An 18,563-nucleotide genomic window follows, 5' to 3' on the forward strand; every position below is an offset into this window, starting at 1 on the left:
TCGGTTAACGTTTTTAAAGGCCCCTAGCTGTGTAAGCTAGGGGTTTTTTGTATCTAAATAGTGAGGCATTTATTATGTTTCCAGTGATTATCACGGGCGGTCCCGGCGCAGGTAAGACAACGCTGATCAACGCTTTGTCAGATAGAGGATTTACAACTTTTCAGGAATCTTCTCGTGATTTGATTGAGCAGCAAAGCCAGTTAAAAGATGGCATTCTTCCATGGGAAAATATGTCTGGGTTCGCCGCTTTATGTTTTGAAGTTATGAAACAGCAAAAGAGTAAAGCGAGTGAACATTCCATCGCCTTCTTGGATAGAGCTATACCGGATATATGTGGATATTTGAAAGGTGCTGGAATAGAGCCTGACAAACAGTATTTATTGGAAAGCAAGGGATACTTCCGTAAGGTTTTTGTTTGTTGCCCTCACCAAGATATCTATGTTCAGGATGAAATTCGTCCTTATCCTTTTGAGGAGGCTTTAGATATTCATTACAGGCTGGTGGACATTTATCAACAGTTTGGTTACAGCTGTATTGAAGTTCCGTTTAAGACGGTCAACGAACGAGTTGAATTTGTCTTGAATAATATTTCAACAACCTGATCAGGGAACATTGTTTGGTTTATCTATCAAAGTTAACCTTGAACTAAGCAAGTTGAGTTCCACTCTATTAAAATTAGTACGTTACAGACATACAAACTCTCACATCGTGAGTTTGTCCGGGTAAAAATAGTCAGGAGAGTGCAATTGGACTTACAGCACTCGGTCAAACAAACCTATGCATTTGGCCGATATTTAGTTTTAAGAATGAAACATGACCGTGTGAATGTTAACGCAGGGTATCTGGCGTATATTACTTTGCTTTCCATCGTGCCGATGTTCACAGTTTCACTCTCTATCATGTCGTCATTTGAGATCTTCTCTAATGTGGGTGAAACTCTGCAAGATTTTGTGATTGAACACTTTGTTCCCGCTGCTGGCTTAGCGGTACGCACTGCGCTATCAGAGTTCATTACCAATACGGCGAAAATGACAGCTGTTGGTGGTGTATTTCTGTTTGTGGCTGCTTTAATGCTGATTTCCAACATAGATAAAAACTTGAACTACATATGGCGGGTGAGAAATAAACGACGTGTCGTTTTTTCTTTTTCTATGTACTGGATGATTTTGACGCTGGGGCCTCTTCTACTGGGCGCGAGTATTGCGATGACGTCTTATATCACTTCGTTGAAAATTATTGATAGCGAGGCTCTGGTTGGCGTTTACAACCTGTTTTTGCGTTGGCTGCCGTTCCTGCTTTCTTTTTCGCTTTTGCTGGCTTGTACTTACTGGTTCCGAATAAAAAGGTCTATATTTATCATTCTCTTGTTGGAGCGCTGGCCGCTGCCATTCTCTTTGAACTGAGTAAGAAAGCCTTTGCCGCCTATATTACCCATTTCCCCTCATATCAGCTTATTTATGGGGCGTTGGCAGCGATACCCATTCTTTTTGTCTGGATATACCTGTGTTGGATGATTGTCTTGATCGGTGCAGAAGTCACGGCAGCTTTGGGTGAGCGTGAGTGCTGGAGTGAGGAAGAAGACGTGATAAACTCGAATGCCCTTTCAAAGAGTGACAAGGAAGAGAATTCCAGTGATAGCGTTGATTCAACGAGTAAGTGAGGCTGCAGTACGCGTCGACGGTGAAGTCGTCGGTGAAATTGAAAAAGGTTTATTGGTATTACTTGGTGTTGAACGTGAAGATGACGAAGCAAAAGCTAAGCGTTTGATGGAGCGCGTGACTTCCTACCGAGTATTCGAAGACCAAGCTGGCAAAATGAATTTAAGTGTGAAAGATGTGGGTGGCAGCGTGTTGGTTGTTTCTCAATTCACTCTGCCCGCTGATACAAAAAAAGGGACGCGAGCGGGGTTTTCTCGTGGTGCTCATCCACAAGATGCAGAGCGTCTGTATAATTACTTTTCTGACTTATGTGAAGAAGTATTGCCAACGGAGCGAGGACGCTTTGCGGCAGACATGAAAGTCTCACTGGTCAACGATGGTCCTGTGACATTCTGGTTGCAGGTATAATGTTTAGGAACGGAATCTATGTTTAAACTTATTACGCCGACTACGGATAATCAGCTCAATAAGTATTACCACTTCCGCTGGCAGATGTTGCGTGAGCCTTGGCGAATGCCTATCGGCTCAGAGCGCGATGAATATGATCCTATGAGTCATCACCGCATGATTGTTGATGGTAGAGGAAGACCTATCGCAATCGGCCGTTTATACATTACTCCAGACAGTGAAGGTCAGATTCGCTATATGGCAGTGAAAGCGAGTCGCCGCAACAAAGGGATGGGCTCACTAGTATTAGTCGCTCTAGAGTCGCTCGCGCGTCAGGAAGGGGCAAAGCGTCTGGTATGTAATGCTCGTGAGGACGCGATTTCATTTTATGAAAGAAACGACTTTGAACGTCGTGGTGAACTGAGTGATGAGCGTGGGCCTGTTCGCCATCAACAGATGGTGAAACATCTTGATCCAATGGCGAATGTGTTACGCAAGCCTGAATGGTGTACAGAGCTACAGGAACGCTGGGCAACGCAAATCCCGATCAGCGATAAAATGGGCATCAAAATTCAGCAATATACTGGCTATCAGTTTCAATGCTGCGCGCAGATAAACCCGAACCTCAATCCACACAATACTATGTTTGCTGGTTCTGCCTTTACGTTAGCAACGCTGACTGGCTGGGGAATGGCGTGGTTGTTGATGCGTGAACGTGGTCTAGAAGGTGATATTGTGCTGGTAGATAGCAATATTCGCTATCGTCACCCCGTGGTGCATAATCCAGTTGCTTCCACATCCTTAGACGGCATCAGTGGTGACTTGGACCGTTTAGCGTCTGGCCGTAAAGCCCGAATCGTGGTGAATGTGAACATATCAAGTGGTGATGTTGACGCTGTAGCTTTCGTTGGAACCTACATGCTTATCCCGAACTATCAAGAGATCCTAACAAAAGCGGGTGCGAGTTAACGCCGTGCTTTAGTTGGGGCAAGGCAGTCGTTGTTGTGTATTTCTGATCAAATCGTAGCTGACTTTCTCACATCCCTGAGTTACATCAATGCTAAATTGCCCTTCTTGAGGTGAAACCAAATCAAGTTGGGCAACAATATCTGCTTTCAGACCAAATCCTTTCAACGGCGTTTTCGCGAGGCTGATACGGCCTCTGTCGGCAGTCAGTTTAAGGTTATCAACGTCAAACGGCTGAACAACCAGTGAGTCTGGAGTTTTCAGAACGATAATGCCGTCACGCATACTACCATTCAGTTCCCCAGTGATAGAGTGGGAAAGCATGGAATAGTCACCTGCCAACCCTTCAGCATTGATGTCAAACTCAGTAATTGCGTCGATTTTTACTGGCAGTTTGACGAAGTGGTTTATAAGAGCAAATGGCAAACCATCAGCATGCGCCGTCAAAGACCAAGGTGCGCTGGGCTGAGTGAAATCCCAATTAGCGTTTGCTTCTAGATATCCTTTTTCAAGCGGAATAAAAGTTCTATCGAGTTGCCATTTACCGTTATCACTGTGCATTTCAATGACACCTTGAGTGCTCACCAGCTCTCCAATGCTTGCGCTATTAGCACTGACAGATAGTTTTCCGTCCCACAAGCCCCACTGAGCGTTTTTAACCAGATGAGTATTTGTTCCTTCAATGGTTAATCCGGACAGTTGCCAGAAAGGTTTGCTGATAAGCTGAATCAGTTGCAGATTATTGATAGCCAAGTTATCTATGGCAAGCTCATTGAGCTGTGGCCATTGTTCTGGTACCCAAGCTAAATCTTGCTGTGTTTCAGCAAACCATTTAATGCCTCTCGCATTAAGCTGTTTCAAGTGGATACTGGTTGGTGTCACGGTGCCTGATAACTGAACACTACCTTGTAAAACTTCGGTTGAAAAATCGCTGATCGAAATGGTTTGGTCAGAAAAATCGAGTTTGATACTTGGTTCGACCCATTGTAGGCCTTTCCATGAAATCGAATCAGCGTTTAATGATAAGTAACCTTTATCTTGTTGCCAGACAGATTGAGTGAGAGAGAAGTTCTCTAACGAAGCGGCAGTGTTTTCAAGTTCAAAGCCAGCGACCGTGATCTGACTGTTAAGAATATCCAGACTGTTGATATGTGTGATGTATTTGATCGCTTGTTGCCACAGTTTATCTGCCGTGCTGCTTAATGATTCTGGTAGCTTTAAGTGGCTGACGGTGGTGTTAATCAATGACCATCCCGAATCAAACTGTTCAGCTTGACCTGAAAAATCCGCGCCTCGCCATTTAAATGATGCGCCATAAACTGTGCTGTCATTCGCTTTGTAATCTGCATCAATCAAAACTTTGTCGAAAGCTTCACCATCCCAATAAAACTGATCTGCGGAAAGCTGAAATTCACCATAAGGCAGTAGCTGTTCGTGGTCTCTCCATTGAGGGTGTTTCACCTGAAGGTTAACACCTCGGGCAATTAGCCCTTGATGCGAGAAGTCCACATTGTGCAGCGCAAGTTGGTTCAACTGTAGGTTTTGAAGGAAGTCTGAAGACGGCAGACCTTGAGAAAAGTTCGCACCATCGAGCAACAAACTATCAATGACGAGCTTGTCTTTTTTGATCAGCTTTTCGTTTAGCCAGATATCAACTTTGGAAAAAGAGAGTGGTTGTTCTTTCGTCTCAATACTGACGTTGTGTAAGGTGAAGTGAGCTGGATATGCGTAATCGAGCTCAGAAAATGAGAGCTTGTCCGGCCATAACTGTTGAGTTAACCATTGCGCTGAAGGGGTAAAATAGCGGGTGTGCATAACACCAAATACCACCAACGTTAACGTAAGTAGTAAGGCTATAACTCCAATCCCTAGTGCTAACAGCTTTTTCATGGTTTGTATCGGCTAAACGGAACAAGCTAACAGCTTTGATCAAATATCGATTCGCTTCAACAAAAAAGCCCCTAAAAATAGGGGCTTGCTAAGTTTTTAAACGTCAAATGCTGAGGTGACCGTTTTAGTCTAGTTGCGGACCCGCTGCGACTAGTGATTTACCTTCTGCATTGTCTGTGTACTTATCGAAGTTGTTGATGAAGCGAGTAGCAAGATCTTTTGCTTTGCTTTCCCATTGTAGAGGGTCAACGTAAGTATCACGCGGATCTAAAATTGAAGGATCAACGCCAGGCAGTGCGGTTGGAATTTCTAAATTGAAAATCGGCACATGTTTAGTTTCTGCCTCTTCAATAGAACCATCCAAAATAGCATCAATAATGCCGCGAGTATCTTGAATTGAGATACGTTTGCCTGAACCGTTCCAACCTGTATTCACGAGGTAAGCTTCAGCGCCTACTGCTTCCATACGTTTTACCAGTACTTCTGCATACTTAGTTGGGTGTAGCGTTAGGAACGCCGCGCCGAAACAAGCAGAGAACGTTGGTGTTGGTTCGGTAATACCACGTTCAGTACCTGCTAGTTTCGCAGTGAAGCCTGACAAGAAGTGGTATTTGGTTTGTTCTGGAGTCAATTTAGATACAGGTGGTAGTACACCGAACGCATCCGCTGACAAGAAGATAACTTTATTCGCGTGGCCGCCTTTTGAAACTGGTTTAACGATGTTATCGATATGATAGATAGGGTAAGAAACACGAGTATTTTCGGTTTTCGAACCGTCATCAAAGTCGATAGAGCCATCGGTACGAACAGTCACGTTTTCTAGTAGAGCGTCACGACGAATTGCGTTGTAGATATCTGGTTCTGCTTCTTTAGAAAGCTTGATAGTTTTCGCGTAGCAGCCGCCTTCGAAGTTGAAAACACCGTCATCATCCCAGCCGTGTTCGTCATCACCAATCAATGCACGTTTAGGGTCGGTAGAAAGCGTGGTTTTACCTGTGCCAGATAGACCAAAGAAAATCGCTACGTCGCCATCTTTACCCATGTTCGCAGAACAGTGCATAGACGCGATGCCTTGAAGAGGAAGGAAATAGTTCATCATTGCGAACATACCTTTCTTCATCTCACCGCCGTACCAAGTACCGCCGATAAGTTGCATTTTTTCAGTTAGGTTAAACACAGTGAAGTTTTCAGAGTTCAGACCATGTTCTTGCCATTTGGTGTTGGTGCACTTAGCACCATTCATGACAACGAAATCAGGTTTGAAGTTCGCTAATTCTTCATCGCTTGGGCGGATGAACATGTTTTTCACGAAGTGTGCTTGCCAAGCTACTTCAGTAATAAAGCGCACACATAAACGCGTATCAGCGTTAGCGCCACAATAACCGTCAAATACGAACAGACGTTTGCCAGAAAGCTGTTGGTTTACTTGAGCTTTCAAGTCATTCCAAATTTCTTGGCTGATTGGTTTGTTATCGTTTTTCGCTTGTTCTGATGTCCACCATAGCGTGTCACGCGTGGTGTCATCTTTAACGATAAACTTATCTTTAGGTGAACGACCAGTAAAGATACCAGTGTCTACTGCGACTGCTCCCAGTTCAGTAACTACGCCTTTCTCGTAGCCTTCTAAATCTGAGCGTGTTTCTTCAGCGAATAACGTTTCATAACTTGGGTTGTGTATGACTTCAGTTACGTTGGTAATTCCGTATTGGGTTAGGTCTAATTGTGCAGCCTTTGTATGTTCCATAACGGTCATAGGTGCTCCTTATAAGGATTTTTGTAGGGATTTTGTAATAATGTTTTTAATTGTTATCTGCTAACCATGCTATCAACGGGCTGGGGGGAAAACAGGGAGATAGTTCAAAAAATACCCACTTATTTCCTATGGTTTTAGGTAACTCGTCACATATCTTAGCCAGAGTATTTTATCTTGTAGTTGGCAAGAGATACCAGAGGAAATCGTTAATAATTTTTAGAAATTAAGTATGCTGTACGGCGCTTGCGAGCCTTGATTTTATTGGGTTTTGATCACAAAAAAAGCCAGCGTTAGGCTGGCTCTTGCGGGAGAATGATGTGCTTGTTAATCCTAGTGAATTAATGCAGCGTTTTTGAGTCACTTTGTGCTTGTGAGTACAACTCAGCGACTTGCGCTGAATCGAAAGAATACGTTGTACCACAGTAATCACAATGTAAAGAAACCGATCCTTCTTCTGCCAAAATGTCGTTTATTTCATCTCGGGAGATAGTCACAATAGCCGCACCGCTACGATCACGCGAACAACCACAAAGGAACTCAACTTCTTGAGGTTCAAACAATTTCACTTGTTCTTGGTTGTATAGGCGGTATAGCAACTCGTTCGCTTCAAGAGTGAAAAGCTCTTCGTTTTTCACTGTATTTGTTAGTTGCTCTAAGTGCTCAAAATCTTCTGGTGAACCAGTGCCGTCTGGAACGACTTGCAGCAGCATACCAGCAGCATGACGTTTGCCTTCATGCTCGCCCGTGCGAATCCACAAACGTGTTTTTAACTGCTCAGAGCGCAAGAAGTAGTTCTCAATCACTTGAGCGATGTTGTCACCTTCAAGACCTACCACACCTTGGTAACGTTCGCCTTTTTTCGGTTCGATGGTAATGACCAGATGACCTTTACCCATCAAATCGTGTAAACCAGCGTCGTCGGCGATGTCGCCTTCCCAGCGCGCAACACCACGGATGCGTTGGTTATTGTCGCCATTGATTACCGCTAAAGATACAGGACCATTACCTTGCAGTTGCATGGTAATTGAGCCTTCAAATTTTAGTGTTGCGGTTAACAGAGTAGTGGCTACCAGTAGCTCGCCCAACAGAGTTTGGATAGGCGCTGGGTATTCCTTGCTAGTGATAATTTGTTGGTACGCTTTATCTAGCTGTACGAGCTCACCGCGTACTGATAAGTCTTCAAATAGGTAGCGATTTAATACGTTGGTCGCCTTTGCGCTTGTAGTCATAAGGAATAATCCGGCTATTTACTGATGTTTAAATTTTAGAAGATCTCGACGCTGTTTTTTATCTGGGCGGCGATCTGGGCTTGGGTTGTGAGCATTTAGCTTGCGTGCTAACGCTTGACGCTCACGTTTTTCTATACTCTCAGGCGTTTCTGAATAGAGGGTTTGCGCTTCCGGTGCACCGCGCCTTTGATCCGAAATCCTGTCAATGGTAACGGTTTTTTCTTCTTGACCTTGGCGCAGGGTTATCACTGCACCAAGCTCGACAATCTTGCTTGGTTTTGAACGTTGGCCATTATAATGAACTTTGCCACCATCGACCATATTTCGTGCAACTGAACGAGTTTTATAAAATCTCGCGGCCCAAAGCCATTTATCGAGCCGAACTTCTTCGTTAGTGGAACTCATTTCGTTTAATGACCTCTAATCAATGCTCTTTACTCTTCGATTGGGAATAAAGTGGTGCTTAAGCATCATATTTTCAACCGAATCGAAAATTTAATAATAGAAAAAAACATGCTCTGTTGTTTAATGTTATATTGTTCGACTGCTGTTTATTCGGCGGTAGCGGGTAGGGATTTAATAAAATCAAATGATTAATCAAGGAAAGCGAGAAGAATGCAGTTAAGCAAATTAAATTTCGACTGCGTGGCAAATTAATATGTTGAAAAATATCTCTCAATGGCAGAACCCAGCCAGTGTCTTCTTCACTCTTGTATTGCTTTCTGCTTCTGCATGGATGCTGGGAAAAATGGTCTGGACGCTTCAAAGCGAGCCAGCTCTTATCTCTGCTTGGAATCCTTCCAATGTCGGTTCCGCTCAAACCAAATCTAGCACTATTGATATTAGCACTTTGCAAACCGGCAGCCTGTTTGGCCTGTATTCAGAATCAACACCTGTGGTTGATACGCCGAAAGTTGTCGATGCACCAAAAACTCGTTTAAACCTAGTCCTTGTTGGTGTTGTGGCAAGCAGCGATGTAAACAAAAATTTGGCTGTTATTGCAAACCGAGGTGCTCAGTCGACCTACGGAATTAACGAGGTTATAGAAGGCACAAGGGCAAAACTAAAAGCAGTATTTGTTGATCGCGTCATTATCGACAATTCAGGTCGAGATGAAACTCTGATGTTGGATGGTATTGATTACTCAGCGAGAAATTCGGCTTCCAGTACTAACCAACCTAGAGCTCAACGTCCGGCAACCAATGATGTAAGACAAAGTGAAGACAAACTGGATGCGATTCGTGAAGCCATTCTCAAGAATCCACAAGAAATTTTCCAATATGTTCGTCTTTCTCAAGTAAAAGAAGACGATACCATCGTCGGGTACCGAGTTAGTCCGGGTAGAGACACGGCGTTATTTGAGTCTGTTGGCTTGCAAGATGGTGATATAGCGATTGAATTTAACGGGTTTGACCTAACCAAACCAGAAGTAATGAATGAATTAGCATCTGCGGTGTCAGAGATGACAGAGATTAATCTGTCAGTTCTTCGTGACGGTCAACAGCATGATATCTATATACAATTGTAAGACTGATGCATCAGCTTCAGCCTAGGGAGTATTTGTGAAACATTGGCTTAAAAAAAGTGCGTGGCTGATTGCCAGCAGCTTATTGATTTCACCTGCAGTATTAGCCAGTGAATTTAGTGCGAGCTTTAAAGGCACTGATATTCAAGAGTTCGTCAACATCGTTGGTCGTAACCTTGAAAAAACCATCATTGTTGATCCTTCGGTGCGAGGGAAAATCGATGTGCGCAGCTATGACACACTCAATGAAGAACAATATTACAGCTTCTTTTTAAATGTCCTTGAGGTGTATGGTTTCGCCGTGATCGAAATGGATAACGGTGTCCTTAAAATTGTCAAAGCAAAAGATGCCAAAACATCGCCAGTTCCGGTTTTAGGGGATAATGACCGAGCATCTGGCGATAGTGTTGTGACTCAAGTGGTAGCGGTTAAAAACGTATCCGTTCGTGAGCTTTCGCCACTTTTACGTCAACTGATTGATAACGCTGGTGCTGGCAACGTAGTGCATTATGATCCTGCGAATATCATTTTGATTACAGGTCGTGCTGCGGTGGTGAATCGTTTGGCTGAGATAGTGCGCCGTGTTGACCAAGCGGGAGATAAAGACATTGAAGTGGTTGAACTCAAAAACGCTTCAGCGGCTGAAATGGTTCGTATTGTCGAAGCGTTGAATAAAACCACCGATGCGAAAAACACACCTGAATTTTTACAGCCTAAGCTGGTGGCTGACGATCGTACCAACTCGATTCTCATTTCTGGCGACCCTAAAGTTCGTCAACGCCTAAGACAATTAATCAAGCAGCTTGATGTTGAGATGGCAACCAAAGGCAACAACCGCGTTGTGTATTTGAAATATGCAAAAGCGGAAGAGTTGGTTGATGTTCTTAAAGGTGTTTCCGATAACCTTCAAGCGAAAGATCAAACTGGCAATAGCAGCAGTTCAAAAAACAAAGATGTTATGATCTCGGCTCATGCTGGCACCAACTCACTCGTTATTACTGCACCGCAAGACATTATGAATGCGATGCTGGATGTGATTGCCCAATTAGATATTCGTCGTGCACAGGTACTCATTGAAGCCTTGATCGTAGAAATGTCAGAAGGTGACGGCATCAACCTTGGTGTTCAGTGGGGTTCGCTGGAAAGCGGTTCTGTTATTCAATATGGCAACACTGGTGCTTCAATCGGTAATGTAATGGTTGGTATAGAAGAAGCGAAAGACCAAACCACTACGGAATATTATTACGATTCAGCGGGTAATCGTCGTCCTTATGACTCAACAACTTCTGGCGATTACAGCACATTGGCGTCAGCTCTGTCGGGAATTAACGGTGCTGCCGTCAGCATTATGATGGGCGACTGGACGGCTTTACTCAGTGCGGTATCAAGCGATTCCAACTCCAACATTCTGTCATCTCCAAGTATTACTGTAATGGATAACGGTGAAGCATCTTTTATCGTTGGTGAAGAAGTGCCGGTATTGACAGGTTCGACATCAAGTTCAAATAACGAAAACCCATTCCAGACGGTTGATCGTAAAGAAGTTGGTATCAAGCTTAAAGTCGTTCCTCAGATTAACGAAGGGGATTCTGTTCAACTGAAGATTGAGCAAGAAGTCTCTAACGTTTTAGGTGCGAATGGTGCGGTAGACGTGCGTTTCGCAAAGCGTCAGCTAAATACCTCAGTAATGGTTCAAGATGGTCAGATGTTGGTACTGGGTGGCCTGATTGACGAAAGAGCCTTGGAAAGTGAATCCAAAGTGCCATTTCTGGGAGATATTCCAGTTCTGGGCTATTTGTTTAAATCAACCAGTACTCAGGTTGAAAAGAAAAACCTGATGGTGTTTATCAAGCCAACCATCATCCGCGATGGCATGACGGCGGATGGTATTACTCAGCGTAAATACAATTACATCCGAGCCGAGCAGCTATTTAAAGCCGAAGAAGGCTTAAAACTGATGGATAACAATAATATTCCGGTATTGCCTAAGTTTGGTGAAGATCGCCGCCACCCAGCGGAAATCCAAGCATTTCTTGATCAAATTAATTCCGGACAGATGGAAGCGAAGCAATGACAGAGGTAGTGGCGTCTATTGTTCGACGATTGCCGTTTAGCTTTGCCAACCGCTTCAAGATGGTTTTGGAGTGGAGCCAGACTTCGGCTTCAGTCTATTACGTCGCGCCAGTTTCGATCTCTGCTCTCGCGGAAGTGAAGCGTGTTGTTCGTGGTCATTTTCAGCTAATAGAACTGAATGCCAGCGAGTTTGAAAGCAAACTCACTCAGGTATATCAACGAGACTCTTCTGAAGCTCGTCAGTTGATGGAAGATATCGGTGCCGACAGTGACGATTTCTTCTCATTGGCGGAAGAGCTTCCTCAAAGTGAAGACTTGCTCGAATCAGACGACGATGCGCCTATCATTAAATTGATTAACGCGATGCTGGGTGAGGCAATCAAGGAAGGCGCATCCGATATCCATATCGAAACGTTTGAAAAATCATTATCGATTCGTTTCCGTGTGGACGGTGTGCTGCGTGAAGTATTAAGTCCGAGCCGTAAATTAGCACCGCTGTTGGTTTCTCGTGTGAAGGTCATGGCGAAACTCGACATTGCCGAAAAACGTGTTCCTCAGGATGGTCGCATTTCCTTACGTATCGGCGGCAGAGCTGTGGATGTTCGTGTTTCGACTATGCCGTCTTCCCACGGAGAACGTGTGGTGATGCGTTTGTTGGATAAGAACGCTACGCGTTTGGATCTGCATAGCTTGGGCATGACACAAACCATCCAAGAGAGTTTCCGCAAACTGATAGAAAGGCCGCATGGCATCTTGCTGGTTACAGGTCCTACAGGTTCTGGTAAATCGACGACCTTGTATGCAGGTTTGCAGGAGATTAACTCAAATGAGCGCAACATCCTTACAGTAGAAGACCCGATTGAATTCGATATTGACGGCATTGGGCAGACACAGGTAAACCCTAGAGTCGATATGACCTTTGCTCGTGGTTTGCGGGCGATTTTACGACAAGACCCTGATGTGGTGATGGTCGGAGAAATTCGTGACTTAGAAACAGCTCAAATCGCTGTTCAAGCCTCGTTAACCGGTCACTTAGTGATGTCCACTTTGCATACCAATACCGCAATCGGTGCTGTTACGCGCTTACGTGATATGGGTATTGAGCCTTTCTTACTCTCTTCTTCGTTGCTTGGCGTAATAGCACAACGTTTGGTGCGTACATTGTGTCCTGACTGTAAACAAGCCTATGAAGCGGATGAGTCGCAGAAAAAGCTGTGTGGTGTGAAGAAAAAGTCTCAACTGACACTCTATCGAGCCACTGGCTGCCCACATTGTAATTACAAGGGATATCGTGGACGAACCGGCATTCACGAGCTGTTGCTGGTGGATGACAAAGTACAGGCACTAATACACGACGAGGTCGGTGAACAAGCGATAGAAAAACACATTCGCGATTACACGCCAAGTATTCGTCAAGATGGTTTGGATAAAGTGATCCAAGGTATCACATCACTGGAAGAAGTGATGAGAGTGACCAAGGAGTCATAATGGCGGCGTTTGAATATAAAGCTCTTGATGAGAAAGGGCGAAACAAAGCCGGAGTCATTGAAGGTGACAGTGCTCGTCAGGTTCGCCAACGTCTGAAAGAACAAAACTTAGTGCCGGTTGAAGTGGTTGAAACCAAAGTGAAATCACAGCGTGCACGAGCCTCTTCTTTCAGCTTTAAAAAAGGTATAAGCACTGCAGATTTAGCGTTGATTACCCGCCAGCTTTCAACTCTGGTTCAGTCAGGAATGCCATTAGCTGAGTGTTTGATGGCTGTGTCTGAGCAAGCCGAAAAGCCGCATATTCGAAACATGCTTTTGGCTGTTCGCTCAAAAGTGACCGAAGGTCACACATTGGCAGACAGTTTCAACGACTATCCTCACGTGTTTGATGATCTGTTCCGCTCTATGGTGGCGGCTGGAGAAAAATCAGGTCATTTAGATTCAGTTCTAGAACGCTTGGCGGACTACGCCGAAAACCGCCAAAAATTGCAGTCGAAACTTCTGCAAGCCATGATTTATCCAATTGTGTTGGTTGTGTTCGCGGTAGGTATTGTTGCCTTCCTTTTAGCGTCGGTAGTACCGAAAATTGTCGGCCAATTTGTTCAGATGAATCAACAGTTGCCAGCGTCGACTCAGTTTTTGCTCTCAGCGAGCGAGTTCGTACAACACTGGGGGCTAGCGGTACTGTTCGGGGGCATTGCGATCTTCTCTCTGTGCAAGTGGATGCTGCGTAAGCCGGATGTACGCATGGGTTGGGACAAAAAACAGATGCATTGGCCAGTGATTGGCAAGATTGTGCGAGGTTTAAATGCCTCCCGTTTTTCTCGCACCTTGTCGATATGCGCTTCCAGTGCCATTCCCATTTTAGACGGTATGAGAATCGCGGTGGATGTGATGCCAAACCACTATGCTAAGCAGCAGGTCACTATTGCGGCAGACAAGGTTCGAGAAGGCATTAGCCTTAGAAGGGCACTAACGGAAAGCAAACTTTTCCCGCCAATGATGCTGCATATGATTGCCAGTGGTGAACAAAGTGGTGAATTGGAGAGCATGCTGACTCGGGCAGCAGATAACCAAGATGCCAATTTTGAATCAACGGTGAACATCGCATTAGGCATATTTACACCGGCGTTGATTGCTGTGATGGCAGGGATGGTGTTGTTTATCGTTATGGCGACATTAATGCCTATCCTAGAAATGAACAATTTAATGACGAGATAACACTTTCTTGGCTTTTGATGAGTAGCTGAGTGTTATTTTTAGCAAATACAAGAATTTCAAATTTGCGAAACGGAGCAGAAATGAAAAAACGTAATAAAACGCAGGCTGGTTTCACCCTTTTAGAAATCATGGTTGTTATTGTGATCTTGGGTATTTTGGCAAGCCTTGTGGTACCCAACTTAATGGGCAATAAAGAAAAAGCGGATCAGCAAAAAGCTGTTACGGATATTGTCGCATTAGAGAATGCTCTGGATATGTATAAGCTCGACAACAGTGTTTATCCAACTACAGACCAAGGTTTAGAGGCGTTGGTGACCAAACCATCTAGCCCTGAGCCTCGTAACTATCGCGATGGTGGCTATATTCGTCGTTTACCAAAAGATGCTTGGGGTAACGATTACCAATATTTAAGCCCAGGTGACAACGGTGCTATTGATATTTTCTCTCTAGGTGCCGACGGTCAGGAAGGCGGAGAAGGCGCAAACGCCGATATTGGTAACTGGAATATTCAGGATTTTCAATAACACCGATAACTAAGGACAGGGGGCGGTAGCCCCCGCTTTTCTTTCATGAAGCAATCTCGCGGCTTTACATTACTGGAAATAATGTTGGTGCTCGTACTGATATCGGTCAGTACCGTTGCCGTTATTGCCACATTTCCAGTTTCGCAGAAAGATGAAGCCAAGCTGGCAGCGCAGAGCCTGTTTCAGCGAATTCAGCTTATCAATGAAGAAGCCATTTTAAGTGGCCGCGATTTTGGTTTGAGAGTGGATGATCTAAACCGTGCTTTTCTCTTTGTTGAGTTATCTGAGGATGGCTGGAAGACGCTTGAAAAACGCCAGTTTGGTTCCGAGTTGAAGCTCCCTTCTGAGCTAGTGATCGATTTTCAGTTGGGTGGTAATGCTTGGGTCAAGGATGAGCGAATGTTTGATCCGGAACCTTTGTTTGATCAAGAGATGTTTGCCGAGAAAAAGCAGCTTCCGCCGCCACAAGTCTTCATTTTATCGAGTGGTGAAGTGACGCCATTTGTTGTGAGTATTCATCCAAAGCAGTCACCTACGGAGAGCTGGCGTATTGTCGTTGAAGAAAATGGGCAAATACGTTTGTTCGCACCGGGAGAGCAAGATGAAAAAGCATAAAGGCTTTACTTTGCTTGAGGTACTGGTGGCGCTAGCCATTTTTGCTACCGCGGCGGTCAGTGTGATACGAGCGGTGAGTCAACACATTAATACGGTTCAATATCTGGAAGAAAAGACGTTTGCTTCCATGGTGATAGACAATCAAATGGCGTTGGTGATGCTGGCTCCAAACGAACTGCGAGCAAAAAAAGGCACAGAGTCACTGGCGGGACGAACTTGGTATTGGAAAGTCACTCCTATCGATACTTCCAGCGGCTACTTACGAGCTTTTGATATCAGTGTATCGGCAAATGAAACCGCAAGCCCTATAACAACGGTGAGAAGTTATGTCGCGAAGTAGAAGAATGCGAAATAACGGTTTTACGCTGATTGAAGTGTTGGTGGCTATCGCTATTTTTGCCAGTTTGAGTGTCGGTGCTTACCAGGTTTTAAATCAGGTACAACGCAGCAATGAGCTTTCACAACAGCGAACAACGCGGCTGAATGAAATCAATCGAGCTGTGGTGCTTATGGATGCAGATTTTCGCCAAATTGCGGCGCGTCAATTTCGTACTCAAGGTGATGAACCAAGTAGGCAGTTTTTGATTTGGCAAGATGCCCTATTGGGATCGGATCAAAAGGGAATCATATTTACCCGTTTAGGTTGGAGTAATCCACAGCAACAGTTTCCCCGTGGTGAAGTAGCTAAAGTTGCTTACCGAATCAGAGACGGAGTTTTGGAAAAAATTTGGTGGCGTTATCCGGATTCGCCAGTAGGACAAGAAGGTATTGTTATGCCAATTCTGACCCAAGTAGATAGCTGGAGCATGCGTTTCTATTACGACGGCAAATGGAGCGATACTTGGGAGCAGAAAATGGTGTTACCGAATGCCATTGCAGTGAAATTGACATTAAAAGATTATGGTGAGATTGAGCGTATCTATTTAGTGGCTGGCGGCGTTGTGCTAGGGGGCGAAGATGCTTCGTAACGGTATGCCGCAAGCCCATGCACCACAAACCCATGTGCAGCTAAATCGAGTGCAACGAGGTTTTTCTAAACATTGTCGCTCTCAACAGGGCGTTGCACTGATTGTTGTATTGCTACTGCTGGTTATTATGGTTTCTATTGCGGCAACCATGTCTGAGAGATTGTTTACTCAGTTTCAACGAGCTAGCCATCAAGTGAATTACCAGAAAGCCTATTGGTATAGTGTAGGCGCTGAAGGTTTGGCGACGGTCGCGATTGAACAAAGTTACAAGGATAGCGATACGATTAACCTGAGTCAGGTATGGGCGTTAGAAGAGCAAACGTATCCGTTGGATTATGGTCAGTTGCGCGGGCGCATTTACGATAAACAAGCCTGCTTCAATCTCAATGTGCTAGGTTCGGTTGAATCCAGCTCAGGTGCCACCAACACTAAGCCCTATCCGCTGCGTGTTTGGCAGACACTGCTTGAGACGCTAGAAGTGGATAATTATTCGGCGGAAGTGATCGCAGATTCTACAAGAGAGTTCATTGACAGCGATAACCGAGTACAAAGCACTTACGGCGCAGAAGACAGCTACTATGAGTCAATGTCACCGGCTTACATGAGTGCCAACAGCTTGATTGCCGATAGCAGCGAGTTACGTGCTATTCAACAAGTCAGTGGAGATGTGATGCTGAAAGTGGCTCCTTATGTGTGCGCATTACCCAGTGATGACTGGCGATTAAATGTGAATACATTGGCTCCTGAACATGCTCAGTTATTAACGGCGATGTTCAGTCCGAATTTATCTGAATCGAATGCGGAAGCGGTGCTGAAAAATCGTCCTTTTGATGGATGGGCCAGTGTTGATGCATTTTTAGCTGAGGCTCAAATCGTTGCGACAGGCGAGAGTGTCATCGATCAGGCTAAAGGTTATTTAACCGTCGATAGTCAGTATTTTGAATTAGATGTACAAGTGTTAGTGGATGAGGCGCGCGTGAGACTTCGCAGCCTGTTTTTTAGTGATAATCGAGAAACTGCAACGGTGGTTCGCCGTCGCTTTGGAGGGATCAGTGAGCGAGTTTCTGACCGTTCGACTGAGTAGTCAAAAAGAAGCCATTATTCCTTGGTTGGTGTGGTCTTCAGTACAGCAAGAAGTGATTGCGAGCGGAGAAATATCAGGTTGGGAACAACTTGAACAACTGAGTTCATATGTTGAACAGCGTTCAATCATTGTCTTGATGTCGGCCAGTGATGTGGTTCTGAGCCAAGTGGAAATTCCCGCTGGTGCAAATCGCAAAATTGAATCCATGCTGCCTTATCTGATTGAAGATGAAGTGGCTCAAGATGTTGACGATATGCACTTTAGTATCCTGAAAAAGACAGGAAATATCGTCGAAGCGGCTGGTATTGACCGCGATTTCTTACAATCTTGCATTGATGAACTTGCTTCGTTGGGCATGACGGTTAAACGCGTGATTCCTGATGTGCTTACCGTGCCTGTCCAGCAAGGGTTAGCGGCAGTTCAGTTGGGAAAAGAGTGGCTGATCCGCAAAGGTGACTCTCAGGGGATTTGCGTTGATAGCGAGTGGCTGGAGTTATTTAGTCAATCTGACTGGGTCAAAGAGGGCGACAACTTTTTACCTTTAACTGCTTACACGCCCCTACCAGAACTTGGCTTAGCTGATGGTCAAGATTGGCATTTCACACCTTCGCCATTAGTCATGCAATTGCTGACTGAGCAGGCTCTGCAAAGCAAAGTGAATATGTTAACGGGCAGCTTCAGAGTGAAATCTTCCTCTATGAAGTATTGGCGCATTTGGCGAAAAGCGGCCTACGCTGCGCTTGTGTTCCTTACTGTGCTTATTGGCTATAAGCTTTTAGAAACTCACCGCCTTGAGCAACAAGTTCAGGCCTATCGTGCGGAAAGTGAACGCATATTCCGTGTTGTGTTTCCTGAACGAGAGAAAATCCCTACGGTGAGCTATTTAAAGCGCCTTATGAATGATGAGCTGAATGCTCTGCAAGGTGGAAGTGCTCAAGGTTCTGTTTTGCAATGGTTGACACCACTGCCAGCAACGCTGAGAAGTATTCAGGGCATGGAACTACAAAGCATTAAGTTCGATAGCAATCGTGGTGAAGTTCGATTAGAAACCACCAGTAAAGATTTCCAAAGCTTTGAACAAGCGAGAGTGAAACTGGCTGAGCAGTTTGTTGTTGAACAAGGTCAAGTGAACAAAAATGGCGATGTGGTTGCGGGTTCATTTGTGTTGAAGCAGAAGTAGGTG

The 18,563-nt window shown here is 44.8% G+C and carries 17 protein-coding genes and 1 pseudogene; 14 read left to right on the forward strand and 4 right to left on the reverse strand.

Translation table 11 applies throughout. From position 1 onward, the window contains the following. The first annotated feature begins 74 nt into the window (after window positions 1-74). The 4 genes and pseudogenes from P4S58_RS00090 to P4S58_RS00105 all read left to right on the forward strand — a co-directional run bounded on the left by P4S58_RS00090 (window position 75) and on the right by P4S58_RS00105 (window position 3,014). A complete protein-coding gene (locus tag P4S58_RS00090) occupies window positions 75-602 on the forward strand; it encodes an AAA family ATPase (RefSeq protein ID WP_042484793.1) in 528 nt (175 codons plus the stop codon). Window positions 603-806: 204 nt separating this feature from the next. Then, a pseudogene (locus P4S58_RS00095) lies at window positions 807-1,660 on the forward strand (virulence factor BrkB family protein). Then, on the forward strand, window positions 1,632-2,066 hold the full coding sequence (dtd, locus tag P4S58_RS00100) for a D-aminoacyl-tRNA deacylase (protein ID WP_042484802.1): 435 nt from the start codon (window positions 1,632-1,634) through the stop codon (window positions 2,064-2,066). The pseudogene P4S58_RS00095 and the gene dtd overlap by 29 nt, the downstream one beginning before the upstream one ends. Window positions 2,067-2,084: 18 nt before the next feature. Beyond that, window positions 2,085-3,014, forward strand: a complete 930-nt coding sequence (locus tag P4S58_RS00105; protein ID WP_102953915.1) for a bifunctional GNAT family N-acetyltransferase/hotdog fold thioesterase — start codon at window positions 2,085-2,087, stop codon at window positions 3,012-3,014. 9 nt (window positions 3,015-3,023) lie between these two features. Here P4S58_RS00105 and P4S58_RS00110 read toward each other — a convergent pair whose 3' ends face one another. From P4S58_RS00110 to hslR, 4 genes are all read right to left on the reverse strand, one after another. Then, the gene (locus P4S58_RS00110; protein ID WP_102962802.1) at window positions 3,024-4,901 is read right to left on the reverse strand and encodes an AsmA family protein; all 1,878 of its coding nucleotides are present in this window, start codon (window positions 4,899-4,901) and stop codon (window positions 3,024-3,026) included. A 124-nt stretch (window positions 4,902-5,025) separates the two neighbouring features. Beyond that, window positions 5,026-6,654, reverse strand: coding sequence for a phosphoenolpyruvate carboxykinase (ATP) (gene pckA, locus P4S58_RS00115; RefSeq protein WP_102962803.1), 1,629 nt, complete (start codon window positions 6,652-6,654; stop codon window positions 5,026-5,028). Window positions 6,655-6,992: 338 nt separating this feature from the next. After that, window positions 6,993-7,883, reverse strand: a complete 891-nt coding sequence (gene hslO / locus P4S58_RS00120; protein ID WP_042484815.1) for an Hsp33 family molecular chaperone HslO — start codon at window positions 7,881-7,883, stop codon at window positions 6,993-6,995. An 18-nt stretch (window positions 7,884-7,901) separates the two neighbouring features. Then, on the reverse strand, window positions 7,902-8,288 hold the full coding sequence (gene hslR / locus P4S58_RS00125) for a ribosome-associated heat shock protein Hsp15 (protein WP_042484817.1): 387 nt from the start codon (window positions 8,286-8,288) through the stop codon (window positions 7,902-7,904). 253 nt (window positions 8,289-8,541) lie between these two features. Here hslR and gspC point away from each other — a divergent pair, with 253 nt between their 5' ends. From gspC to gspL, 10 genes are all read left to right on the forward strand, one after another. After that, complete coding sequence (gene gspC, locus P4S58_RS00130; protein ID WP_102962804.1) at window positions 8,542-9,411, forward strand: type II secretion system protein GspC; 870 nt, start codon at window positions 8,542-8,544, stop codon at window positions 9,409-9,411. Between the two features lie 34 nt (window positions 9,412-9,445). Then, window positions 9,446-11,482, forward strand: coding sequence for a type II secretion system secretin GspD (gene gspD / locus P4S58_RS00135; RefSeq protein WP_102962805.1), 2,037 nt, complete (start codon window positions 9,446-9,448; stop codon window positions 11,480-11,482). Beyond that, the gene (gspE, locus tag P4S58_RS00140; RefSeq protein ID WP_102962806.1) at window positions 11,479-12,969 is read left to right on the forward strand and encodes a type II secretion system ATPase GspE; all 1,491 of its coding nucleotides are present in this window, start codon (window positions 11,479-11,481) and stop codon (window positions 12,967-12,969) included. The genes gspD and gspE overlap by 4 nt, the downstream gene beginning before the upstream one ends. After that, on the forward strand, window positions 12,969-14,189 hold the full coding sequence (gspF, locus tag P4S58_RS00145; protein WP_102962807.1) for a type II secretion system inner membrane protein GspF: 1,221 nt from the start codon (window positions 12,969-12,971) through the stop codon (window positions 14,187-14,189). Before gspE ends, gspF begins: the two co-directional genes overlap by 1 nt. Window positions 14,190-14,269: 80 nt before the next feature. Continuing rightward, window positions 14,270-14,713 (forward strand): type II secretion system major pseudopilin GspG, encoded by a 444-nt coding sequence (gene gspG / locus P4S58_RS00150; protein WP_042484831.1) that lies wholly within the window; start codon window positions 14,270-14,272, stop codon window positions 14,711-14,713. Window positions 14,714-14,758: 45 nt separating this feature from the next. Further along, a complete protein-coding gene (gene gspH, locus P4S58_RS00155; RefSeq protein ID WP_102962808.1) occupies window positions 14,759-15,328 on the forward strand; it encodes a type II secretion system minor pseudopilin GspH in 570 nt (189 codons plus the stop codon). Beyond that, window positions 15,315-15,668: a type II secretion system minor pseudopilin GspI gene (gspI, locus tag P4S58_RS00160; protein WP_102962809.1), complete on the forward strand. Its 354-nt coding sequence runs from the start codon at window positions 15,315-15,317 to the stop codon at window positions 15,666-15,668. Before gspH ends, gspI begins: the two co-directional genes overlap by 14 nt. Then, entirely contained in the window at window positions 15,655-16,296 is a 642-nt protein-coding gene (gene gspJ / locus P4S58_RS00165) for a type II secretion system minor pseudopilin GspJ (protein ID WP_102962810.1), read from the forward strand. Before gspI ends, gspJ begins: the two co-directional genes overlap by 14 nt. Continuing rightward, window positions 16,286-17,380 carry a type II secretion system minor pseudopilin GspK gene (gene gspK / locus P4S58_RS00170; RefSeq protein WP_281252069.1) on the forward strand — a complete coding sequence of 365 codons (1,095 nt, stop codon included), beginning with the start codon at window positions 16,286-16,288 and terminating at the stop codon, window positions 17,378-17,380. The genes gspJ and gspK overlap by 11 nt, the downstream gene beginning before the upstream one ends. Then, a complete protein-coding gene (gene gspL, locus P4S58_RS00175) occupies window positions 17,349-18,560 on the forward strand; it encodes a type II secretion system protein GspL (RefSeq protein WP_102962811.1) in 1,212 nt (403 codons plus the stop codon). The genes gspK and gspL overlap by 32 nt, the downstream gene beginning before the upstream one ends. Window positions 18,561-18,563: the final 3 nt, after the last annotated feature.

This window comes from Vibrio sp. Hal054 (genome assembly GCF_037162405.1).
In the GTDB taxonomy this organism is placed as follows: Bacteria; Pseudomonadota; Gammaproteobacteria; order Enterobacterales; family Vibrionaceae; genus Vibrio; species Vibrio diazotrophicus.